A 23,256-nucleotide genomic window follows, 5' to 3' on the forward strand; every position below is an offset into this window, starting at 1 on the left:
CAGGCATGAGACGGTCAGACATTCGGTTGGTGAGTATGTCAGGGGTCAGGCGCATACCAATGGCACCGAATCGTTCTGGTCCTGTCTGAAGCGCGGCTACTACGGCGTGTATCACAAAATGAGCCCCAAGCACCTGCAGAAGTATGTGGACGAGTTCAGCGCCCGACAGAATGTTCGTGAATTGGACACCAAGGTCCAGATCGACACCACCATCTGCGGTCTGTTCGGCAAACGGCTGAAATACACTGATCTGGTCGATGGAACAATGGCCGGATTCACTGACCGGCATTGAACCGTGTCAAAGCAGTCTCGAAAGCCGGCTCCGCAAGGCGATGTCCCGCCCATGACCGACTTCGAATTCGACGATGTCGTATCCATTCTGATGGGTGTGAAGCCGAAATCCATGCAGAACGCCGACAGGCAGAAATATTCCAGGAAATCGAAAAAATCGGATTGAGTTTACACCTGTCAACTATAAACGATTATTCCCTTTACTTTCGTGTCAGGTCGCTGTGGATGGATCGCATCATCGACGGACTGCCTTGCGGACTGCCCGTCCGATTTCCACCGGTGATTCGATCAGGGTGACGTCGGCATCCCTGAGCATCTCAATTTTCCGCTCCGCGCCACCGAGCCCGGCTGAAATGATCGCGCCTGAATGACCCATTCGCCGATCTGGCGGAGCATGCCGACCTGCAATATACCCCAGTACGGGTTTCGGATAGCTGGTTGACGAAAGATATTTTGCCGCGTCCTCTTCCGCTGCACCACCAATCTCACCGATCAGGAGCACCGCATCCGTTTCTGAGTCGTCACAGAACAGTTCCAGACAATCGGTGAATGCCATGCCCTGGATCACATCGGCACCGATTCCGACACAGGTTGACTGACCCAGACCATCGTTACACAGCTGTGCGACCGCTTCATAGAACAACGTTCCCGATCTCGATACCACGCCGATCCGACCCGGTTCGTAGATCGATGTGGGAATGATACCGATATTGCACTTGCCCGGTGCGATGATCCCCGGACAATTCGGGCCGATCATTCTCGAATTGGATTCCGACAACCTTTCCTTGATCCTGAGCATATCAAGCATCGGTATTCCTTCAGTAATGCAGACGATCAGTTCGATGCCGGCATCGATTGCCTCGATGACCGCAGTTTTTGCAGCGTGTGGAGGAACAAACAGGACCGATGCTGTAGCTCCGGTCGATTCCCTGGCTTCGCTGACTGTGTCGAATACAGGCAGGTTGAGGTGCTTTTGCCCTCCTCTCCCCGGCACGACACCTCCAACCATCGCGGTCCCATATTCGATTGCGCGGTGGGAGAAGAAACTTCCCCTGTAGCCGGTTATGCCCTGGCACAGCACGCGAGTGTTCGATTCAACCAGTATGCTCACAATTTCAACTCAGCGTACTTTTTTCAACAATTCAATGGCATCATTCATCGTATTCGCCATCTGGAATGGTATTTTCGAATTCCGGAGCAACGTCAGGCCATGCTCTCTTTTCGTTCCGGCAAAACGCACTATGATCGGCTTTCTGATTCTGACTTTGGCATTTGCGGTAATCAGTCCCTCCGCCACAGTATCACAGTGAGTCAGTCCGCCACCGACGACGTTTACAAACAGTGCCCCGACGGAGTCGTCCTGGACAACTGTCTCGCAGGCATCCGATACGTCCGAGCGGGAGGCAATCGGTGGAAGATCCAGGAAGTTGGCCGGCTCCATGCCGTTCAGCTTCAGAAGATCCATGGTTGCCAGCGCCAGGCCGGCACCACCGACCAAAAGTCCGATGTTTCCTGTAAGCCTGACATAGTTGTACCCGCTTTGCGCCCTGATGCGTCGATCGGATTCCTGGTTGAGGTCAAGGATTTCAGCGAATTCCTCATGCCGGTAGAGCGCATTGTCATCCAATTCCATCTTGACATCGAGACTGATGAGACCGTCTCCAACAACTGCCAGCGGGTTCAACTCTATGGAAAGTGCATCCAGATCGACCATCGCCTGATGCATTTGTCGGCAAAGAGCGGCAAATTCCGATGCAAGCGGTCCTTCCAGATTCATTTCATTCGCGAGCCCGGCCAGTGCGGCTGCTCCGGGCGGCTCATTGACAGATACGGCAAGTCGGTGTACCGACTGTGACGAATCATCCAATGCGGTCTCGATTCCACTACCGCCCGACGCGGCGGCCAAAATGATGAGTTCCCGTCGATAACGATCAAGCAGCAACGCGAGATACATCTCCCGGTCGGCATCGCAACCCTGTTCAACATAGACTGATCTGACGGACATTCCAGCCGCCCCGGTCTGAGGCGTCACCAATCGGTGCCCGAGCAACGTCCGGGCCAGTGTGCCAACCTCCGGCTGGGTACGGGCAACCTTGATACCGCCAAAGCGACCCCGGTCACCCGCCAGGATCTGTGCCTTCACCACCCAGTAGTCGGCATCAATCCGTGCTGCCGCGTCCTGAGCTTCGTCGGCGCAATAGGCGACTTCTCCAGAGGGAAAGGCAAAGCCGTATCGACTCAGCAGGTTTTTCGCTTGATATTCATGGACGAACATTGGCTTGCATTCGTTTCAGATTCATCACAATAGACTCAACCTCATTTTACCTGAACTGATTTGATGTGGCACTGACTTTGGGCAGTCGTTGCCGGGCCGGGTGTCGGCAATTGAGTTGTCACGTGTCCGGTCGAATCGTTATATATTCAGATTGCCTTTGCAGTGAGCTTGAGAATTTCCAATGGCGGGACTACCCAAAAACCTGATCTATGCAATTGCACCTCGACTGGTCCTGAATTTCGCAGCGATGGCATTTGTCGGTGTCACTGCGTTTTTCTGCTGGCAAACGGATGCCTGGCAAAATCTCTTCAATCTGAGAGGTTTCGTATTCCTGGTCTGCGGGCTGATCGTCGCCGGGGGAATCATCGGCGCTGTTCCAGCCCGTTTGCATCGCGCTCTGGCGAGAGTCATTGTCTCGCGCAGTGACGGTGAGCTGGGCACGACCGGTGCCGCAATCATACGTTGGACCGGAACGATTGTACTGCTCGGACAGTTGTTGCTGGTCTATTACCTGACCGCGTGGGCATTCGAATTGTGGATTGCGACGCCACCGGCATAGTCACTCATCATCGGTCAGCCGTTCGGTATCCGGATAGACACTGACCAGCGGAACCTTACCCGCCTGTAATTCGTTCTGAAGCGAAGTCCAGTAATCGACACTCAGCAGCGACACATGTTCTTGGGCAAAGCGTCGACGCAGGTCGCGATGGGGCAGACACAGCCCGACAACTATCTCTTCGGGCAAAAAGACCACGCCGTCTTCAAAATACCAATCCGGAATGTCCTCTTCGCCATCGAATCGATCGACGTTGGTACGGATCTTGACATCGGTCAGCGACTCCAATGCGTCGTAATCGTACAGATACACCTTCAGGTAAGAAGATACACCGTAGTTGCGCGCATCCAGATCTCGATTGAAAATGTTCGCCGCCGCGTTGTTCTTGATACAGTAGCCAAGATTGCTGATCGCGATCCCGGCCTGATGGGGTGTCGCATCCTGAAGATACAGCGGCAGCGGTGTGAGACGCCGCTGGACTACCAGGTAACGGAAAATCAGTGCGCCATTTTCGCAACGAACGCTGTCTTTGGCAAAATTCAGCATCAAGTCGCGCAATTCCTCATCAAACCACGACGAATCCAATCGGAGATTGTAGTAAATGATATTGTCAAGCATGCTGTCGGTACGATTGATGACATGCACCTTGCTGTACTTCTCGAGCACGGATTCGACACCACCGAACTGCCCCCATTTGTAGTCGCCAGTCGGCTCATCCCGCAATACCTTCAGTATGTAGGCGGATTGTGGCATGCAAAATCCGATTGCGACCGTCCCCGGTTTTCCGGGTGCGACGCGCATGGGCTCCCCATGAGTCTCGAACTCACTTTCCAGTTCATTCATGACCGCAACCTTGCCCAGATGGTTATAGCCTACGGTCGAGTAGTGCAATCCCAATGGACGCATCGGCATGATGCTGCGCAGAAAGCGACTCAGTTCGTGATAATGAAAGTTGGTGACATGGAAGTTCGCCAGTGTGGAACTGAACATATTGTGTGCATAGGTCACGCTGGTGATCAGCGCATCAGCATAAATTCCATTTTCCCCATTCAGCAACGCAATGATGAAAGGACGGTAACGTTCGCGGTCGAATGTCACGCGGCCGACCAGATAGGCACCGCGATTACGAAAAAATCCCGCCAGAAACATTTCGATCGTCGCCGGGCCTTTCGCGAGACGCGATTCGAGACCAAGATTTCGATTGGTTCGCTGGACTATACGTCTGGCATCCCGATCGATATCCTCAAACGGCACCTCAAAATTCACGGTCAGAAGCATTTTCCTGACGTGCTCCTCAGTCAGTGAATCGCCAATCTCATATCTGACCAATTGATCTGCCATCACCTCATCGGTTTCATATTTACTGCGGTAGATGGCATAGTCATCAACCCGCCACTCCCCGTGGTATAGCTTGCGCCGGATCGAATGCAGATAGGCGACTGACAGGTCTGCGGCGTATTCGCCTTCGACCAATTGACGGTATCTTTTCTCAACCTCGTCCCAGTACGCCACGTCACCCGTCAGTTCGGGAAATTCCTTTCTCACATAGTTGCTGAATTCCCGGATGCTGGTGCTGTATAGCCGCAGCCGCCGACTGCTCAACCGGAGTGAACGTGCGTGGTCGCGGTTTTCGAACGCCTGCTTTGAGAGTTGCGGAATCTCCTTGAACTGACGATAGAAGTCCCGAAATTCCTCCAATACGAGATCGGCGACGCGATCAAGCTTTGATTGCGAATCGCCGAGTGGCGAACTGTCCTTTTTCTGAAGGTCGATATATTGCAACGTCAATCGCCGGCGAGAACGCTCAATCTCAGTCAGGTAATAATGCGCAAGTCTGCACGGCGGTCGCAACATTGCCAGTTGCTGCAACAACTCACACCGGGCAATGGTGTCTGAAAACTCGGCCTGCGGCTCACTCAGCTCCCCAAGATCTCTCCCGCTTTGAGCTGGACCTGTGCAGCCCATTGAGCAGCCGGAAGTTTTCCGCCGTCTGCGCGAACTCGGCCAACCTGAATCGATCCCCCGTTCGCAGCAACCTCAAACCCCTCGTCATCAACAGCGATGACCTGACCGGCGGTGCCGACACCGTCTGAGCACGCGCTGTCGTAGATTTTCAGCACAATACCCTTGTGAGTCGTCCATGCTCCGGGCTGTGGATCGGCGGCGCGGATGATGTTGTATATCGTTGACACCGGTTCAGTCCAATCCAGCTCGGACTGGTCGCTGCCGAACCAGGATTCGTAGGATCCGTCTTCAAGATTCTGTGCGATTCGCGGTGCCGTACCATTTCGGACAAGATCGAGAGATTCGATCATCGCGTCGACACCCATGGGAAAGAGTTTCTTGAAGTAAATGTCCCCCAATGTCTCATCGGGTCCGATGTCACAGGTCTTTTGCATCAGAATAGGACCTTCATCCAATCCGTCGTCAGGCCAGAATATGGTCAGACCGGTACGGGTCGCGCCCATTGCAATAGGCCAATTGATTGATGACGGTCCCCGATGCATAGGCAGCAATGAGGGATGATATTGGAAGGAACCGAATTTTGGCACATTCAGGACGGTCGACGGTACAAAAAGCAACACGTAGGCCATCATGCAGACATCAGCTTCGAATGACCTCATCAATTCAATAGCCTCGTCGGTTTTCCATGATGCTGGCTGGTGCACCGGAATGTCTCGTTCCAGCGCCAGCTGTTTCAGCACGTCCACGGGCCGGCCTTCCTTGTCCGGTGCTGTGCAGACGGCGACAACATCCTCACCGCGCTCAAGCAGTTTCTCCAATACCGCCTGACCGAAGGCTTGCTGTCCATGTACAACAATTCTCATACTGTGTTCTCCATTTCTACTCGATCCAACTGACCTCAGCTCGGGCTTTGCGTGCGGCGCGACCGGTCAGACAACACCGGCTTCACGCATACCGCCAATTTCAGCATCGGAGTAACCCAGTTCTGACAAAACCTCGTCACTGTGCTCACCGAGCAGCGGCGAGCGGACCACTTCGGCAGGAGACTCGGACAGCTTGACCGGACAGCCGACCGACAAATACTTGCCTCGTTGCGGATGATCGACTTCAACAACTGTGCCGGTCTTGCGCAATGAAGGCTCTTGTGACAACTCCTTCATTGACAGAATCGGACCCACAGGAATATCCAGCGGGTTGCAGATTTCCATGACCTCAAACTTGGTTTTTGTCATGGTCCACTGCTCGATCGTATCGAAAATCTCATTGAGCTTGGGCAGGCGTGCATCCGGAGTTGCATAGTTCGGGTCCTGTTTCCATTCAGGCTTGTCGATCACGTCGCAGATCCGCTGCCACACCGCAGCCTGGGTAATAAAGTATGTATAGGCATCGGGGTCGGTTTCCCAACCCTTGCACTTCAGAATGCGACCAGGCTGTCCGCCGCCGGAATCGTTGCCTGAACGCGGAGTGGCGCCACCGAAGGGTACGCCCTCACCATATTGTGAATACTCTTTCAGCGGTCCGGCTGCCAGGCGTTGCTGATCGCGCAGTTTTACGCGGCACAGATTCAGGACGCCATCCTGCATTGCCGCCAAAACCCTCTGACCGCGCCCGGTTTTCTCACGGTGAAATAGTGCTGTCACAATACCCAGCGCCAAATGCAATCCGGTACCGGAATCACCAACCTGCGAGCCGGTCACCAAGGGCAGACCATCCCGAAATCCGGTCGTGGAGGCTGAACCGCCAGCACACTGGGCAACATTTTCATAAACCTTGCAGTTCTCATACGGCCCGGGGCCGAAACCCTTGACCGACGCCATGATCATACGGGGATTGATTTCCCTGACCCTGTCCCAGCCAAATCCCATTCTATCCAACGCGCCGGGCGCGAAATTTTCCACCAGAACATCACAATCCCGGATTAATCGCTCCAATACTTCCTTACCCTGTTCTGTCTTGGTATTCAGTGTGACCGAACGTTTGTTGTGATTGAGCATGGTGAAATACAGCGAATCAGCCCCCGGCACATCCACCAATTGCTTCCTCGTGGCGTCGCCGACGCCAGGGCGTTCAATTTTGATCACATCCGCACCGAACCAAGCCAAAAGTTGGGTACATGTCGGGCCGGACTGAACATGGGTAAAATCAAGAATTTTTACACCTTCAAGCGCCTTCATGTCTAACACTCCAAATCAGAAAGTTATTGATATTACTTATACATAGTTTGCGCTTTTGTGCCTGGCGCATATTCGTTCGGATCGACCCAAACGTTGACGACCGCACACTTGCCGGTACGGGCGATGGCCTCGCGCGCCCGTTGCAGCGCGGGTTGAATCTGCGCCGCTTCATGAACTTCCTCGCCGTAACCACCGATCATCTCGGCGAACTTGCTGAAAGGTACATCACCCAGTTTATTGCCCACATCTCCCCGCTCCATGCCATATTTCGTAATCTGCCCGTAGCGAATCTGGTTCATGGCTGAGTTGTTGCCGACGATCGCCAGATAAGGCGCTCCGAACCGTTGGGATGTTTCCATGTCAAACGCAGTCATGCCGAACGAACCGTCACCATAAAGACAGACAACCTCCTTGTCGGGATGGGCGAGTTTTGCCGCCATTGAGAATCCAGTGCCCACACCGAGTGAACCGAGCGCTCCGGGATCCATCCACTGACCGGGTCTGCGCGGGCGCACAGCCTGTGCCGATATCGTTACGATATCGCCACCGTCACCAACATAGATTGAGTCGTCTCCCAGGAACTGATTGATTTCGTATGCCAGCCGATAGGGATGAATCGGATTGCGGTCGGTCATAAACATCGGCATCAGTTTAGCCAGCTTCTTGGCCTCAATCTGTCTGAGATGCTTCATCCATGCCTGACGCTTGCGGCGTGCGCCATGGTCAATTCTTCCACTCGCGGCCTGTGCAACAGCTTTAAGAATGTTCCCCGGATCTCCGGCGATTCCCAAATCGATGTCGCGGTTCTTGCCGACAGTGGCATAACTCTGGTCGATCTGTACCAGAGTCAGGTCAGTCGAAATGCGCTTGCCGTATCCCATACGGAAGTCAAACGGTGTACCGACGATGATGATTACGTCCGCGTCGGAGAACGCATCGCGTCGCGTGCGGTCAAAGTGATGAGGATCGTCTTCGGGGAGCATTCCGCGACTGGCACCGTTCATGTACGCGGGAATGTCCAATGCACGAACGAATTCGATCGCCTGCTCATGCCCCTGCGAGGCCCAGACCTGCTGACCGAACAACACTGCAGGACGTTCAGAATTGACCAGGATGTCCGCCAGTTTTTCGATGTCAGCAGGATCACCGACTGACATGACCGATGCGCGGTAATGTCCCGGTTTCGGAATGACGGCCTTTTCGATTGGAATCTCAGCATCAAGAATGTCACGTGGAATTTCCAGATACGAAGGACCGTAAGCACCATTGAAGCACTCGCGTGCTGCCATGCAAACCATGTCGGCTACCCGTTCTGTCGAATACACGCCAGACGCGAATTTGGTGATGGGGGTCATCATGTCCACATGAGGAAGATCCTGCAAAGATCCCATTTTGTGCTGTGTCAGGGAACTTTGTCCACCGATATGCAGAATCGGACTTTCTGACCTGAATGCGGTCGCAATGCCGGTTACCGCGTTCGTACACCCGGGACCGGCAGTGGTTACGACACAGCCGAGCTTGCCGGTCTGGCGCGCGTAGCCATCTGCGGCGTGAGCCGCAGTCTGCTCGTGCCGTACATCCACGATGCGGATGCCTTCGTCGATGCATCCATCGTAAATGTCGATGATGTGGCCGCCGCACAAAGTGAAAATGGTGTCCACACCCTCGGCTGCCAAAGCTTTGGCAGCCAGATGCCCGCCGGATATGACGTGTCCACTCTTGTCCTTCCGGGCCAGAGTGTCGGTCGCAGTATCTCTTGTATGATCATTCATGGTCCAATTCTCTCAATTCTCACCTAATTTGTCCTTCCGGCTGATGGATTGACTCGGGTCAATCGGTCAGTTCCCTCCGAAACCGGAACTTCTGTAGTTCGTTGGCATAAGTGTCTGTTCGGTATACCAAACCGTTGCTCATGACGATGGCGAATTCCTGCTCCCTTTGCGAGATCTCCTGCACAGCCAAGCCGACCGGGCGCTAACCCTGCCCCGTACCCATTCCTGTGCTGGTGCGCCGGCGATTCCTGAACTTCTGAAACAGGGGATAGCAGATCAGTGCGATCGCAATGGCGATACAGACCGCGGAGATCGGACGCTCAAAGAAAATTGTGACATCCCCATGCGAGCCGATCAGGGACTGTCGCAGCGAGCGTTCGGCCAAGGGTCCCAGCACGATTGCAAGGACCGCCGGTGCAACCGGATAATTCAGCTTGCGAAGCAGATAACCCACCACACCGAAAACCAGCATCAGCCATACGTCGTGCATCGTCTGAGTCGGCGCGTAGCCGCCAACCACGCACAGAATATAGATGACCGGCGCGAGGATGCTGAACGGCAGGGTCAGTATCTTGACGAATAATGGTATGAACGCCAGATTGATCAGCAATGTGGCGAAATTCGCGATATACAGCGAGCCGATGAGTCCCCAGACGAATTCCGGGTTTTCAGTAAACAGCAAGGGTCCCGGCCGCAACCCCCAGATAATCATGCCACCGAGCAGGATCGCAGTTGTCGGAGAGCCCGGAATTCCCAGTGTGATCATCGGCAGCATGGAGCCTGTCGAGGCGGCATTGTTGGCAGCTTCGGGGGCCGCGACGCCCGATATATTGCCCTTGCCGAAAGTGTCAGGTTCCTTGCTGAACGTCTTGGCGAGACCGTAGGACATCAAGGATGCCGGGGTCGCGCCTGCCGCGGGCAGGGTTCCTACGAAATAACCCAGGGCGGACCCCAGTGTCGTCGTCTTGATGTAGTTCGAGATGTCCTTGAAATTGTGCTTCATCCGCTGCCAGGAAATGGTGACCTTGTGCACCATTACTTCGCCCTTGGTGGACTCAAGCGTCCAGAGCATCTCTCCAATTCCGTAGATGCCGATCGCCAATACGAGGAAATTGATTCCATGCAGGAATCCGTCAATATTGCCGAAGATCAGCCTGGGCTGGCCCGAAATGATGTCCAGTCCGACCGAGGCCATGACCAGTCCGATCAGGATAGAGAAAATGGTTTTCGGTATATCGTCACCGCCAAGACCGATGAAAGTCGCAAACGCCAATACCATGAGAGCGAATTCTTCGGCCGGGCCGAATCTCAGGGCGAATGAAGCAAGCGGCGGAGCAAATGCGGTAAACAGCACCACCGAGATCGTGCCGCCGACAAACGACGCGACCGCAGCCGCGGTCAATGCCCGGTCCGCATGTCCTGCCTGCGCCAGGGGTCTTCCGTCGAACACCGTCGCAACAGCCGTGGACGCACCTGGAATACCCAAAGTGATTGAACTGATCGCGCCGCCGTACATCGCACCATAGTAGATTGCGGCGAGAAAAATAATCGCAGCCGTCGGAGGCACCAGAAACGTAATCGGCAACAGAATCGCCACCCCATTGACCGATCCGAGCCCCGGCATCGCACCGATCAGAAGACCCAGTGTGCAGCCGACAATGATCATTGTCAGGTTCAGGGGCTGCAACGCGTCCGCCAGGCCGCCCATCAGATGCAGGATGATTTCTTCCATTGCGAGATCAGGTGACTATTTGACAGGGGCTGGCCGATTCTGTTCCTTACCGGCTATCCAGTAAGCGCTTCGGTCTGCGTTGTCAGCTGAATTAAAGACTGCCATTGCAAAAATTACGAATACATGAGATCGTAAATCGGGTAGAACAACGGTTCTGAAATCGACTTCGGAAGCGGTATCTTCAAGGCCCATTCGAACAGACAGAATATGAACACGGGCACCACGATCATCATGGTGACCGTCACCAGCCAGGAATGCCGTCCGACAAACTTCAGATAGAACAGAAGAAACAGGAACAATGCGGCATAGATGCCAAGCAGATGTGTCACAGCCAATAAAAATACGATCGACCCGGACGATATGCCGACCAGCAATGCAGTCTCTCGGGTCATGTACAGGTCGTAGTTTGTGGACTCGGGGGTTACCTTGCGAAACCACCGGACAATCGTCGCCAAACATGCGAGCAGCATGCCTGCCGATAGCCAGAACGGCCAGGCGCCTGAACCCGGTCCGCGTTCAGGTACCCAGAGGATACGCAGTTCAGCGCTCTTGATCATCAGGCCGATGGAGCACAGTGCCAGCAATATGGCGAACAGAAGTTCCGCGGTGCGAACTGTCATGGCCTTCTATCCTCTCTGATTCGTTTTCTTATAGGCCCGCAACTGCTTGAGGAAGGTGTGAGTACTTGAATGCAGCCGACTCAAACCGCAAGCAGTTCCTCGCAAATGACCAGACAACACGTGCCGGTGCGGGGTTGGTTCCGCACCGGTACGCATTCAGGTAAGGTATGGGAATAATTACAAATTATTCGCCTGTAATTGCAGTTGCACCGACCGTTTCAATCAGATCCTTGTGCAACGCAATCTGCTCTTGGTGGTACATGCCGAGATCGTCGCCTGCCAGCCACTGATCACACGCAAGTCCGTCATCTGTACAGAACTGCTGCCACTCTGCTGAGTCGAACAGCGCCTTGAACAGTGCGATATACCAATTCTGGGCATCGGCGGACATTCCCGGAGGACCATTGATGGATCGCTGCATGTAATACTGCATGTCGACACCAAGTTCCTTGGCTGTGGGAACATCAGGATACGCAGGAAGCCGATCTGCTGTGAACTGAACAATCGGCTTGGTTTCGCCGGCTCGGTAGAACTCGTTCTGTTCCGCCGGATTGTTCACAGTTGAGTCAACGTGATTTCCGACCAGATTCTTCGCTACGGTTCCACCGCCTGGGAAAGGAATATAGGTGACATCGTAGTCGAATTCCTTTTCCATCATCGCTGTCAGGATCGAGTCTTCCTGTCCGGAGCCGGTACCACCGACTTTCCAGGAGTTGCCGGCCGACTTGACCGCTGCAATGTAACTGTCCAGATCGGTAATGTCGTCGCGGCCGCTATTGACCCACAGTACGAAATTATCAACCGCCATGCGGCCGATCGGCGTGAAATTCGACACATCGACACCAATGTCTTTCTGAATGACCGGCGTCGTGTAGAAGCTGTTCAGAGTGACCAATATGGTATGGTCGTCGCCTTCCTTACCTTGCAGGTAACGCAGAGCTTCCGCTCCGGAGCCACCTGGCTTGTTGATTGGTATGATCGGCCGGGGAGACAGATCTTTCTGTTCGGCCAAGCCCTGCAGCAAGCGCGCAATCTGGTCTGCACCACCGCCCGCACCAGCCATGATAATCAGCTCGATGGGTTTTTTCGGCGACCAGTCAGCCACCGCTGGCGAAACCAGTCCTGCCGTTGATATGACCAACGCTGCAGCCAGCGCAACGATCATCTTGAATTTGGAAAAAATAATTGCCATAAGTCCTTTCTCCTTCTCGCCTCAATCGAGGCTTTAGATTGTTTTTGACTCACGGTATGCGAGATACCGAAAGTACGATTGTAAAACAAAGTCAATCCGCACCAAGTTATTTTTTGCGAACACGTCAACCTCACAGACCGATCGCGATCACAGCCGCATCCCGCCAGCCGGACAGCTGCCGTCACTTTACGGACGGTCCGGACAAACCTCGCGGACTGACCTGCTCGAACCCGGAAACGGTGGCAGCCGCGTGTGTTATCATTCTGCGACCAGTCGGACTTTATCATCAAAGTACAAACATCATTCCCGGGCCCGGCACCCGACACACCAGGTCCGAATGGTTTAGCACATGAACACTGAACTCGCTGAATCCCCCGACTTCAAACATCTGTTCAGCCCCCTTCAGCTGGGACACAAGACCCTCAAGCACCGACTGAACTTCGGTGCCCATACAGCCAACATGGCGGTGGACGGACTGCCGGTCGAACGTCATCATGGCTACTATCTGGAACGGGCCATCGGTGGTGCGGCCATGATCGTAGTCGAACCGGTCCCGGTTCACCAGACAGGCGTGCTTACCCGGGGCAATTTTCGCAATGCTGATGACAGCGTCATTGAACACTTCCGAAAGATCACCGACAGTTGTCACGAGTACGGCACTGTGATGATCCAGCAGCTCTATCATGTCGGTGCGCATGGAGACTGGGATAATTCATTCATGCCAAACTGGTCTCCATCCGGGCGGCCGTCCATGCACGATCACGACGGCAGTGTCACAATGTCCGATCGCCAGATCGCTGAGATCACCGAGAGTTTTGTCCAGGCTGCGCTGCGTGCCAAGAAAGCCGGATTCGATGGGTGTGAACTGATGGCGGCCTATAACGCCCTGATCGAGCAGTTTTGGTCTCCATTCACCAACCGACGCAATGACAGCTACGGCGGAAGTTTTGAAAAGAGAATGAAGTTCTCGGTCGACCTGCTGTCTCGCATGCGCGATGCGGTCGGTGCCGACTTCATCGTCGGTGTTTGCACCAGTTTCGACCCGGTCGTTTCTGAGGTGCTGCCGTTGGAAACCATGCAGGAGGTCGTGCACTATCACGACGAACGCGGTCTTTTCGATTACGTGACTGTCGGAACCGGTGGCTACTACAACTACACCATGATCATTCCTGTCGCCCTGCACGAGGATCAGCTGGGCATGCCGTTCGCGGCAAAGATTCGCCAGTGTGTCAGCCATGCCAAAGTTCAGGCCGAAAGCCATATCAGGACCCCGGAAAGTGCGAACTATGCCATTGCGTCCGGCAGTGCTGACATGGTGAGTATCGTGCGGGGACAGATCGCCGACCCACACATGGCGAACAAGGCGATGCAGAATCGGGTTGACGAAATCAGACCCTGTCTTTCGTGCAATCAGATGTGCTGGGGGCGACGCTATCGCGACTATTGGATCAGCTGTCTTGTGAACCCTTCTGCCGGTCGGGAGTTTGAGCTTGGCGGGGACCGATTCACCAAGGCCGAATCCAGTCGGAAGATTCTGGTAGTCGGCGGCGGGCCTGCGGGCTGTGAGGCGGCGCGGGTCGCCGCTGAGCGCGGACACCGCGTCACCTTGATGGAAGCCTCCGGTTATCTCGGCGGACAGTTCCGGCTCGCCGGCCTGCAGCCGCGGCGAGGTCAGATTACCGACTATCTGCAATGGATGGAACGCGAGTTGCTCCGTCTCGGGGTCGACCTGAGGTTCAATTCCCCATTATTCGCTGACGACGTAATCGCATTCAATGCCGACGCAGTCATTGTGGCGACCGGCTCGCTGCCGTCCCATACCGGTTATCAGCGAGGCCTCCCGACCCGGGATGAACTGCCGGGTGTGAATCGGGACAACGTCTGGCATGTTGAGGATGTAATGATGCGAACTGCCAGGCTGGGGCATTCGGTTGTGTTGCTCGACGATGTCGGAACCTGGAAAGCCGGCGGTACCGCATTGCATCTGGTGGAGATGGGGCATCAGCTCACAATTGTGACTCCCTATCCTACAGTCGGAAGGGAAATCACCCGAACCGGTGCCGACCTGGCCTTGCGCGAACGTCTGCGCGCCGCCGGGACCGAGTTTTTCTGCGAGTCAGCGGTATCCGAGTGGTTCGGTGACCGAGCCGCAATCATGGATCTGCTCGATGGCTCGATAACGGAAACAAGGTTTGACAGCCTGGTTCTTGCCACCGTCAATACCGCCGTAACCGATGTCGAATCAGAGCTTGGAGATCAGCAGGGGTTTGACATACATGTCATCGGGGACTGTCTGGCACCCCGACAGACTCCTGCGGCAACCTATGAGGGACGTATGATTGGTCTTAAGCTCTGAGGCTGTACGACACCGGGGAAACAGCAAAACGAACAGCACTGCCCCAGCGCGGTTTTCAAAATGGACCAGCCTGTATGGTCGGACGCGGACTCACCCAACCTGCTCAACTGACGAATTCGTGATTCAGGAAGCTGATTGAGGTGGTACCGACCGCCTATGTCTCATCCGGGAGCACGTAAACTTTCACTGGAATTGTCGCCCCCGGTCGTCGCTTCATTGTCGAGGTGAACAGTTTGTCCTGATATTCAAAGGTTACATCATAACCATCGACCCGCTGAACTTCGACTTGCCGATTGACGGTGGTACACCTGCGTTCAGTCGTTGTCCTGGTCGATTTCTGTGCGTTTTTCTTTTCTATGTCGCTGGCGATTGAGGCACCGAGAATCGCGCCGAGAATCGCGCCTTCTTTGCTGTCACCGTCCTTGTCGAGTTCCTTTCCCAATGCGCCGCCCAATACAGCACCAATCAGTTCCGGTGTATCCGAACTGGTTGACCCGCCGCCGGCGCTGACTTCCACATTTCGGCACTCTTCCACCGGTCGTTGCTCGATTACAGTGACGTAACGTTCAATAACCCTGATGACGCGGGCTTCCGCTTCCATAGATGGGATATTTTCCGAAGCGGAGACAAAGGTCGGATTTATCAGCCCGATCACTGTAGAAAAAACCGTGATAGCAATATATTTGATCTTGATCATTGCTGTTTCCCTGTATAGTGCGTATTTCCCATAATTCTGATAGTATAGTAGGTTGATTGACACAAATCCGTCCAATTCTGCTTGCGGAAAGTGTCATTTGAGATTACTTAAACCAGTGATTTTCGGCGATCAGATCAGTCGGCTCAAATGGCACAATGCTGGCCGGCGCCAGTTCGGACTTGCTTTGTGCCCAATTCACAACCATGAGCACGGAAACGCTTCTCCCGTCCGCTGATCCACGCCGGCCGGCGGCGTGTCAGGAACTCTTCAGGCGGACCATCGTCGCATTCAGGGGACGCGCTCGGAAATATTGACACTGACCTCGGACCGGTCTTTCGGACGAATGGGGCCGATTTCCCCGAAGAAGTCCCCACTGGTCGCAACAGCTGCGCCTGACTTGGATATTCTGGCGACAATCACCACCTCATCGAACGAGGACAACTTGAGGTTTTCCATCATCGCAAGGCTGTCGTCAAGGTCAACCTGCAGCGGCAGTTCGCCAACCTGACTGCGAACCACCGCCAGCGGCATCGGTGGGCCCTCGCTGGCCCTCGCGAACACGAAAAGTGTATCTTCAGCGTCACTTTCCTGCAGCACAGATGCATCGGCAGTAACACTGACACGCACTGAATAGCCTGGCGCTTCGGCATCCGAGGTCGAAGCGGATGGTTCCGCAGCCGCAATTTCGGCCTCGGCGCCAGTGATCAATCTTCTGATCTCGAGCAGAAATTCTTCGTTGGAGATCACCGACTCTGCTCTTCGCCAGTACTTAAGTGAGGCCTGATATTCACCGCGCGCGGCCGCCGCGATGCCGGCGAGCCATAGCCCGCTGCCGTGATTCGGGTCCAATCTCAGGGCATCCATGATCAGTGTTTCCGGCTCTCCGGTGAGAACACCGTCATTGGCCATGGCCAGTGCATCCGCCTCCCGCACCAGCAGGTCGGCACTGTCGCCTGAAAGTTCACGAATCTTGCGGTAAGCCGAGGCAGCCTCGGCGAATTGCTGCTGGGCGATGAAAAGCTGGGCCAAGGTCGTCCAGCCTTCAATATCGTCCGGATTGTCCGCCAGATGAGTCAGCACGCGCTGCGTCATCTGCTCGAACGAAATGGTCTCACCGTCGATATTGAGCTCGGGTTGCCCACTGTCGACGGTCTGGGTCGGTTCAGGTGTGCTGATCATGGCTGGATCACGGATCACAGCCGGTTCGCCGATCACCAGATAGAGCAGGCCGGCGGACACGGGAATCAGAATGGATGCACTGACAGCAGTCCACTGCCGAACCCGCACTCTGCGCCCCTCATCATCATCGCCTGCGTGCTCCTCAATCCCTTCAACGTCATCGAGCAGACCGCGCTCTATTTCCTTGCGGATGGATTCCGCAGCCTCAACGCTTGTCGAGTCGCCATCGCTCTCCCCGGATCCAAGCTCGTCCAGTCTCTGCCGTGCGACATCGATATTTTTTTGTCGTCGGGCGATTCGACTGCCATCGGTTGACTCGCGCAATATGACAGGTACCACAAACGCGATGGCCACGCATACGAGCGCTGCCGCGCTCAGAAAAAAAACAATGGTCATGCTTCAGCCTGTTACTCTTCGAGCATTTGCCGGGCCTGTTGCTGTTCTTCCGCGTCCAATTCCAGATTCGGCTTTTGACGAAGTCGGCGCGAATAAACAAGAAATGTCGTCACCGCGATGATGAGAATTACGACCGGGCCAAACCACAGCAGCAGCGTCGTCGTCTTCAGCGGTGGTCGATATAGGACGAATTCGCCGTACCGGTCCACCATGTAGTCGATGATGTCCTGGTCCGACTTGCCTTGACGGACCATTTCATAGGTTCGATTGCGCAGGTCCTGGGCGAGTCCGGCGTTGGAGTCGGCAAGATTCTGATTCTGGCACACCATGCAGCGCAGCTCCTCGATGAGACCTTGATACCTGTGCTCCTGTTGCGGAGAGTCAAACTCAAGCAGTACCTGCGCCGCCATGACTGCCGGCATGAAGGCAAAAAGACCCACCAGTACGATAATGCGAGTATTCAACTTGCCTGATCTCCGAAATGAGGAAGAATCTCTTGCTGGACAGTCTCGACGGATATCGGACCGATGTGCTTGTAGAGAATGATCCCGGCACCATCAATGACAAATGTCTCCGGTACCCCGTAAACGCCCCAGTCTATGGATGCCGCACCCTCGTAGTCGACCGCGGTCACTGAATATGGATTTCCCCAATCCCGCAACCACTTCCTGGCATCCTTGGCCTCGTCCTTGTAGTTCAAGCCGACGATCGGAATACCTCTTGCTGCAAGGTCGATCAGAACGGCATGCTCATCCCGGCAGGCAACGCACCAGCTGGCCCATACATTGAGGATCCAGGGCCGGCCGATCATCTGATCCGGCCCGAATGTCTCCGAGTCCGAGTAAAGTTTTGGCAGTTCGAAAGATGGCGCACTGTCACCGATCAGCTCAGACGGCACCACAGTCGAGTCCAAGAACAGTCCGCGCACAAAGAATCCCGTCACCACCAGGAATATGGCGAGCGGAACCAGGGACAACCATCGTATGGGAGATGAGCGCTTGGCCATCAAACCCCGGATGCAGCGGCAATGTTGGACTCTGCCGCGCTTCGCCTGCGTTGAACTCTGAAGCGCTGATCGGCCAATGCCAGCAGCGCGCCAAGTGACATCAGGATCGCGCCGGCCCAGATCCACCGCACGAACGGCTTCACGTGAATTCTGACGCTCCAGCTCCCCTCGTCACCTAGCGGTTCACCCAAAGAGACGTAGAGGTCCTCGAACAATCCCGGTCGGATACCGGCCTCGGTCAGGGGTTCAGGCTGAATCGGATAGAATCGTTTTTCCGGATGCAAGGTTACGATGTGTCGGCCGTCACGACTGGCCTCGACTGTGCCCATCGATGAGATGTAGTTGGCAATGGGAATCTGCCCCACACCGACAAATTTGAAGTCGACGCCACCCAACTCATAGGAATCGCCGGGAACCATTTTCAGGTCCTGTTCGGTCTCATACAGACTGACCATCGTAACTCCGACCACAAAAACCGCAATTCCGAAATGTGCAATTGACATACCCCAAATTCCCCGTGGCTGTCTCAGCAATGCGCTGATCTTGTTCGGGCGATTTCTTACGCGGTCAAGCAAACCGTATGCAGTCGATGCTGTCGTCCAAATCGCGACCGTCAGTCCGACTGCGGCCAACCACTGATAGGGGCCATCAGCAAGAAACGGCAGTCCGATACCCGCAACCATGCTGAAAAGTAAAAGTGGCCATAATCCTCCCATCAGGCGGCCGATGCGGTCTTTCTTCCATCGTGACATTGCACCCACCCCGACCAATGCCGCCAGCGGTATCGTAAGCGGAATGAATACGGAATTGAAATAAGGTGGTCCGACTGAGACTTTTCCCAATCCGAGTGCATCGAGGAACAGCGGATATAAGGTGCCGAGCAGGATGGTCGCGGCTGCGGTGACAAGAAAAATATTGTTGAGCAGTATTCCAGCCTCCCGGGATACGATCGCATAACTGCCGCTAGAGCGGATGCTCGGCGCGCGATAGGCATAGATGGCGAGTGACCCGCCGATTACAAGGGATATCAGGATAAGCAGGAACACACCTCTAGACGGATCGGTTGCGAACGTGTGTACCGATGTCAGGACTCCGGACCTGACCAGAAAAGCGCCGATCAGACTGAGTGAGAACGTCAGCATTGCGAGCAGTACAGTCCATGACTTGAACAACCCGCGCTTTTCAGTCGCTGAGAGTGAATGAATCAATGCGGTTCCGACCAGCCACGGCATGAATGATGCGTTTTCAACAGGATCCCAGAACCACCATCCGCCCCAACCGAGTTCGTAGTAAGCCCACCAGCTTCCGAGGGTGATTCCGAGGGTGAGAAATACCCATGCCAGATTGGTCCATGGCTTCGACCATCTCGCCCAGGCAGCATCCAGCCGCCCGCTTAACAGGGCTGCGACTGCAAATGAGAAAGCCACCGAGAACCCGACGTACCCCATGTACAGCATGGGCGGGTGAAATACCAGACCCGGATCCTGCAATAGCGGATTGAGGTCTCTGCCCTCTGCCGCAGCAGGGATAATTCGCTCAAACGGGTTGGATGTCAGGATCAGGAACAGCAAAAACCCTACGCTGACCACACCGAGCACCGCCAGCACCCGCGCCAAAAATGTGTCGGGTACCTCCCGACTGAACCAGGCGACTGCGGCAGTCCACCCGGCCAGCATCAGCACCCACAGCAGCATCGATCCTTCATGGGCGCCCCAAACACCGGATATGCGATACATGAGCGGAAGCGCGGAATTGGAGTTCTGCACGACGTAATAGACCGAGAAGTCATAGCTGATAAACGCATAGGTCAGGCATGCGAACGAAATGAGCAGAAACAGCAAGTGCGCGATCGCGGCATAGCGTGCACCGGCCAGGATGGATTGCGTTCTCAGTGCCGCGCCTGTAACCGGAAGCGCAGTCTGCAAAACCGCCATGCACAAAGCCAGGATCAAACTGAATTGGCCGATTTCCGGAATCATGATTTTTCGTCTGGACTATTCTGTCTGCAATGTCTTGGCGGCTTCCAGCGCATCGGCCACTTCAGGCGGCATGTAGTTCTCGTCATGCTTGGCCAGAACCTCTCTGGCAATAAATCTACCTTGTGTGTCCAGCTTGCCTTTCGCCACAATTCCCTGTCCGTCGCGAAACAGATCCGGCAGAATTCCTGAGAATCGAACCGGTACTGTCTCCACCGTGTCGGTCACGTCAAATGTAACCAGCATATCCTCACCCGGCCGATCAACGCTGCCCTCGACAACAATTCCACCAATGCGAAATTCCCTATCGACCGGCGCATCGCCCGCGGCGATCTCACTCGGGCTGATGAAATAGAGCAAATTGCTCTGAAAGGTGTTGAGTGTCAGCGCGAGTGTGACCGAAACTCCGACCACAATCAACCCTGCCATGCCCAGACGTCTTGCTCTTCGAGGTGTCACAATCCTACTTTCTTATACTTCTCAGAACCGATCCGGCGACTCAACGCCAAAGCCGGCGTTGGGGACGCGCCAACTGCCGCGGCGGGTGGCAAGCTCCGGATCGAATAATAACATAACGCGGTACAGTTCAACCGACAAGGCCTTCGGGTGTGCATCCCGTCATGCCTTTGACGGCCTGACATGCCCGCTCCGGCACCAAGGCCAGAGTCACTTTTCGCTGTTCGTGAATTTTAGCAAAAAATCAGAAGTCTGACTGTCAATGTAGGAAGCCATAACGAAGTCGTGTCAGGCATGACAGGGATCTCGTGCGGATCCGAGACGGTCGCGGCCCACCCCTACGGCCCGGAAAACGGTCAGATCCGGCAAGTGGCAGGCCTACATCCCGTACAGCAAATACATCATGACAATCACTACGGTCAGGAAGATGACTGTCATACCGGTGCCGGCCCGCATGAAGTCGGCCACCCGGTAGCCGCCCGGGGCCTGAATCAGGGCGTTGACCTGATGAGTGGGAATCAGGAATGAATTGGATGTGGCGAGTGCCACAGTCAGTGCAAAGACAGCTGGGTTGGCACCAATCTGAACGGCAATATTGATCGCAATCGGCACCAGCAGGACAGTTGCGCCAACATTGGACATGATCAGTGAGAAAAAAGTTGACAGCAACGCCACCGCCAGCAACATGACCAGTTCGGGCATGCCGGCCAGCAAACTGACGAATCGCTGGGCGATCCACAGCGCAGTATGAGTCTGTTCTACAGCAATGCCCAGAGGAATCAGACACGCCAGCAAGAATACGCTTTGCCACCCGATCGACCTGTAGGCCTCCTCAATCTTTATGACACCGACGATGACCATCAGAACCGCTCCCGTCAGCAGTGCGGCCGAGAGCCTGAGGTCTGAAAAGATAACCAGTCCGAGTGTCGCCAGGAATATCAGGCAGGCATGCGGGAATTTTTCCGGGCGCAGATCCTCTCGCGGATAATCCGTCGCCACGACGAAGTCCTGCGAGGTGGCAAAACGCTGCAGATTGCGCCACGGACAATGCACAATCAGGGTGTCTCCGGCATGCATTGTCACATCAATCAGATTTTCCCGAATCGGCTTCTCATCACGGTACAGCGCCAGCAGCGTGACGTGGTAGTTTCTGCGGAATCCCACATCACCCATGGTCTTGCCTATCGCCGGTGAGGACGGCGGAATGACAATTTCCGCGATGCCGGAGGCGGTGGGGTTGAATGCTTCCTGAAAGACCCAGATCTCATTCTTCAGAGTCATGCCATAGGAATCGACATATTCTGCGACCTTCTCATATCTCCCCATGATGGCCAGGTCGCAATTGGCTACGATTTCGGAATCGCGTTCGGGCTCCACAACCAGATTGGTACCGTTATGGATTGCGATGATGCGCTCCTCATACCCCCATTCGTCCTCGATCTCGCCGATGTTCCTGCCGATCATAGTGCTGTTCGCGTTGACAGAGACTTCGTAGACCTGCCCGGTTATTCCGTAAACATCCTGAACATAGGACATGACCGCACCGGTTTCAAGCGACTTCTGGGTTCCGAGCGGAAGAATATACTTGCCAAGGAAAAAGAAATAACAACCCCCGGCAATCAGCAACACAATTCCGATGGGGGTCACAGCAAACAGCGAAAACGTCTCCATCGCCGCAACATGATCCGGCAATTGGCGATTGGCGTAGATGATCAGGTCATTGAGCATGATCAGCGGACTTGAACCGACCATGGTCAGCGTTCCCCCGAGAATCGCGCAATATCCCATCGGCAGCAGAAGACGCGAGCTGGATACGCCACTGCGCTTGGAAATACGATCAACAACGGGCAGGAACAGTGCGGCCGCACCGATATTCTGCATGAACCCTGAAATCACACCAACCGTGCCGGAGACAGTGCTCATGACGCGCCGTTCCGCATTGCCGGCGACTCGCAGAATTCGTGCGGCCAGCCGATTCAGCGCGCCGGTCTTGTCAAGACTGGCGCCAATGACCATAACGGCAATAATCGAGATGACCGCGTTGGAGGAAAACCCGTCAAACAGCTGCTCGGCTGGAACCAGGCCTCCAAAACCGGGAATGAGGCTGGTCAGTCCCAGTACGACCAGAACCAATATCGCAACCACGTCGACACGCATGATATCGGTAACAAAAAGAACGACCGTGCATGACAAAATCGCGAGCACGCCGATCATCTGTGCATTAAGTGCAACGGACTCTGTCAATTCCGCCAGCTCATTCAGATAGGAATATGGGTCACTGACGTACTGCGATCACCCGTACGAAGTAACGGAACACCGAATTCATACGGACAATGCCAGACGAATGGAATTGAACTTTTTTATTGGGTACATCCTGGTTCAGTAATGTTCCAGATGTTGTCGTCAGGTAGGGTAAGGTTTTTAATGACTTGATTATATAGGATTCTTTTGAGTCTGTCATCGATGAATCGGTGGAAAATGCAGCGAAATGCGGGTTAAGTCCTGTCTATCAGGCCGATTTCACCGAAATTCGGCCGGTGCGGCCCCGCAACCGCCATTGAGGCGTTTTCGTTAACTGAAAACCGTTGGTATGACTCGCGATCGCAAGGGGGC

Annotated in this window: 19 protein-coding genes and 1 pseudogene; 4 read left to right on the top strand and 16 right to left on the bottom strand. The window is 54.8% G+C overall.

Annotated features, from left to right (window positions below; translation table 11 throughout):
• Both OXI60_00005 and OXI60_00010 read left to right on the top strand, forming a co-directional pair.
• Positions 1–184, top strand: a pseudogene (locus tag OXI60_00005) (transposase).
• Between the two features lie 111 nt (positions 185–295).
• Entirely contained in the window at positions 296–457 is a 162-nt protein-coding gene (locus OXI60_00010) for a hypothetical protein (GenBank protein ID MDE0308202.1), read from the top strand.
• Between the two features lie 69 nt (positions 458–526).
• On the opposite strand, the gene sucD is transcribed toward OXI60_00010, so the two are convergent.
• Together sucD and sucC are read right to left on the bottom strand one after the other, a co-directional pair.
• Positions 527–1,402 carry a succinate--CoA ligase subunit alpha gene (gene sucD / locus OXI60_00015; GenBank protein ID MDE0308203.1) on the bottom strand — a complete coding sequence of 292 codons (876 nt, stop codon included), beginning with the start codon at positions 1,400–1,402 and terminating at the stop codon, positions 527–529.
• A 9-nt stretch (positions 1,403–1,411) separates the two neighbouring features.
• Positions 1,412–2,566 carry an ADP-forming succinate--CoA ligase subunit beta gene (gene sucC / locus OXI60_00020; GenBank protein ID MDE0308204.1) on the bottom strand — a complete coding sequence of 385 codons (1,155 nt, stop codon included), beginning with the start codon at positions 2,564–2,566 and terminating at the stop codon, positions 1,412–1,414.
• 181 nt (positions 2,567–2,747) lie between these two features.
• Between sucC and OXI60_00025 the strand changes: the two genes are divergently transcribed.
• Positions 2,748–3,125, top strand: coding sequence for a hypothetical protein (locus tag OXI60_00025; protein MDE0308205.1), 378 nt, complete (start codon positions 2,748–2,750; stop codon positions 3,123–3,125).
• Here the strand turns inward: OXI60_00025 and OXI60_00030 are convergent, their stop codons facing one another.
• The 7 genes from OXI60_00030 to OXI60_00060 form a co-directional block, all read right to left on the bottom strand.
• Positions 3,126–5,087 (bottom strand): bifunctional isocitrate dehydrogenase kinase/phosphatase, encoded by a 1,962-nt coding sequence (locus tag OXI60_00030; protein ID MDE0308206.1) that lies wholly within the window; start codon positions 5,085–5,087, stop codon positions 3,126–3,128.
• Positions 5,039–5,950, bottom strand: a complete 912-nt coding sequence (locus tag OXI60_00035) for a methionyl-tRNA formyltransferase (GenBank protein MDE0308207.1) — start codon at positions 5,948–5,950, stop codon at positions 5,039–5,041. The genes OXI60_00030 and OXI60_00035 overlap by 49 nt, the downstream gene beginning before the upstream one ends.
• A 66-nt stretch (positions 5,951–6,016) precedes the next feature.
• The gene (gene frc / locus OXI60_00040; GenBank protein ID MDE0308208.1) at positions 6,017–7,261 is read right to left on the bottom strand and encodes a formyl-CoA transferase; all 1,245 of its coding nucleotides are present in this window, start codon (positions 7,259–7,261) and stop codon (positions 6,017–6,019) included.
• Positions 7,262–7,293: 32 nt separating this feature from the next.
• Positions 7,294–9,033 (bottom strand): thiamine pyrophosphate-binding protein, encoded by a 1,740-nt coding sequence (locus OXI60_00045; GenBank protein MDE0308209.1) that lies wholly within the window; start codon positions 9,031–9,033, stop codon positions 7,294–7,296.
• Between the two features lie 202 nt (positions 9,034–9,235).
• On the bottom strand, positions 9,236–10,765 hold the full coding sequence (locus OXI60_00050; protein MDE0308210.1) for a tripartite tricarboxylate transporter permease: 1,530 nt from the start codon (positions 10,763–10,765) through the stop codon (positions 9,236–9,238).
• A 113-nt stretch (positions 10,766–10,878) separates the two neighbouring features.
• Positions 10,879–11,385, bottom strand: coding sequence for a tripartite tricarboxylate transporter TctB family protein (locus tag OXI60_00055; protein ID MDE0308211.1), 507 nt, complete (start codon positions 11,383–11,385; stop codon positions 10,879–10,881).
• 184 nt (positions 11,386–11,569) lie between these two features.
• Positions 11,570–12,577, bottom strand: a complete 1,008-nt coding sequence (locus tag OXI60_00060) for a tripartite tricarboxylate transporter substrate binding protein (protein MDE0308212.1) — start codon at positions 12,575–12,577, stop codon at positions 11,570–11,572.
• A gap of 349 nt (positions 12,578–12,926) precedes the next feature.
• Between OXI60_00060 and OXI60_00065 the strand changes: the two genes are divergently transcribed.
• Positions 12,927–14,933 carry an FAD-dependent oxidoreductase gene (locus OXI60_00065; protein MDE0308213.1) on the top strand — a complete coding sequence of 669 codons (2,007 nt, stop codon included), beginning with the start codon at positions 12,927–12,929 and terminating at the stop codon, positions 14,931–14,933.
• A gap of 154 nt (positions 14,934–15,087) precedes the next feature.
• Here OXI60_00065 and OXI60_00070 read toward each other — a convergent pair whose 3' ends face one another.
• The 7 genes from OXI60_00070 to OXI60_00100 all read right to left on the bottom strand — a co-directional run bounded on the left by OXI60_00070 (position 15,088) and on the right by OXI60_00100 (position 22,887).
• Positions 15,088–15,630, bottom strand: a complete 543-nt coding sequence (locus OXI60_00070) for a glycine zipper 2TM domain-containing protein (protein MDE0308214.1) — start codon at positions 15,628–15,630, stop codon at positions 15,088–15,090.
• A 288-nt stretch (positions 15,631–15,918) separates the two neighbouring features.
• The gene (gene ccmI / locus OXI60_00075) at positions 15,919–17,205 is read right to left on the bottom strand and encodes a c-type cytochrome biogenesis protein CcmI (protein MDE0308215.1); all 1,287 of its coding nucleotides are present in this window, start codon (positions 17,203–17,205) and stop codon (positions 15,919–15,921) included.
• An 11-nt stretch (positions 17,206–17,216) separates the two neighbouring features.
• Positions 17,217–17,669 (bottom strand): cytochrome c-type biogenesis protein CcmH, encoded by a 453-nt coding sequence (locus OXI60_00080; GenBank protein ID MDE0308216.1) that lies wholly within the window; start codon positions 17,667–17,669, stop codon positions 17,217–17,219.
• Complete coding sequence (locus tag OXI60_00085; protein MDE0308217.1) at positions 17,666–18,211, bottom strand: DsbE family thiol:disulfide interchange protein; 546 nt, start codon at positions 18,209–18,211, stop codon at positions 17,666–17,668. Before OXI60_00085 ends, OXI60_00080 begins: the two co-directional genes overlap by 4 nt.
• Complete coding sequence (locus OXI60_00090) at positions 18,211–20,190, bottom strand: heme lyase CcmF/NrfE family subunit (protein ID MDE0308218.1); 1,980 nt, start codon at positions 20,188–20,190, stop codon at positions 18,211–18,213. Before OXI60_00090 ends, OXI60_00085 begins: the two co-directional genes overlap by 1 nt.
• Positions 20,191–20,205: 15 nt before the next feature.
• Positions 20,206–20,646: a cytochrome c maturation protein CcmE gene (gene ccmE / locus OXI60_00095; GenBank protein ID MDE0308219.1), complete on the bottom strand. Its 441-nt coding sequence runs from the start codon at positions 20,644–20,646 to the stop codon at positions 20,206–20,208.
• A 375-nt stretch (positions 20,647–21,021) separates the two neighbouring features.
• Complete coding sequence (locus OXI60_00100) at positions 21,022–22,887, bottom strand: SLC13 family permease (protein ID MDE0308220.1); 1,866 nt, start codon at positions 22,885–22,887, stop codon at positions 21,022–21,024.
• Positions 22,888–23,256: the final 369 nt, after the last annotated feature.

This window comes from Acidiferrobacterales bacterium (assembly GCA_028820695.1).
Classification (GTDB): Bacteria; Pseudomonadota; Gammaproteobacteria; order Arenicellales; family JAJDZL01; genus JAJDZL01.

Coding starts and splice junctions, on each gene's coding strand:
- sucC (MDE0308204.1), bottom strand. CDS start 2,566: ATGTTCGTCCATGAATATCAAGCGAAAAACCTGCTGAGTCGATACGGC.
- OXI60_00025 (MDE0308205.1), top strand. CDS start 2,748: ATGGCGGGACTACCCAAAAACCTGATCTATGCAATTGCACCTCGACTG.
- OXI60_00030 (MDE0308206.1), bottom strand. CDS start 5,087: ATGGGCTGCACAGGTCCAGCTCAAAGCGGGAGAGATCTTGGGGAGCTG.
- OXI60_00035 (MDE0308207.1), bottom strand. CDS start 5,950: ATGAGAATTGTTGTACATGGACAGCAAGCCTTCGGTCAGGCGGTATTG.
- frc (MDE0308208.1), bottom strand. CDS start 7,261: ATGAAGGCGCTTGAAGGTGTAAAAATTCTTGATTTTACCCATGTTCAG.
- OXI60_00045 (MDE0308209.1), bottom strand. CDS start 9,033: ATGAATGATCATACAAGAGATACTGCGACCGACACTCTGGCCCGGAAG.
- OXI60_00050 (MDE0308210.1), bottom strand. CDS start 10,765: ATGGAAGAAATCATCCTGCATCTGATGGGCGGCCTGGCGGACGCGTTG.
- OXI60_00055 (MDE0308211.1), bottom strand. CDS start 11,385: ATGACAGTTCGCACCGCGGAACTTCTGTTCGCCATATTGCTGGCACTG.
- OXI60_00060 (MDE0308212.1), bottom strand. CDS start 12,577: ATGGCAATTATTTTTTCCAAATTCAAGATGATCGTTGCGCTGGCTGCA.
- OXI60_00065 (MDE0308213.1), top strand. CDS start 12,927: ATGAACACTGAACTCGCTGAATCCCCCGACTTCAAACATCTGTTCAGC.
- OXI60_00070 (MDE0308214.1), bottom strand. CDS start 15,630: ATGATCAAGATCAAATATATTGCTATCACGGTTTTTTCTACAGTGATC.
- ccmI (MDE0308215.1), bottom strand. CDS start 17,205: ATGACCATTGTTTTTTTTCTGAGCGCGGCAGCGCTCGTATGCGTGGCC.
- OXI60_00085 (MDE0308217.1), bottom strand. CDS start 18,211: ATGGCCAAGCGCTCATCTCCCATACGATGGTTGTCCCTGGTTCCGCTC.
- OXI60_00090 (MDE0308218.1), bottom strand. CDS start 20,190: ATGATTCCGGAAATCGGCCAATTCAGTTTGATCCTGGCTTTGTGCATG.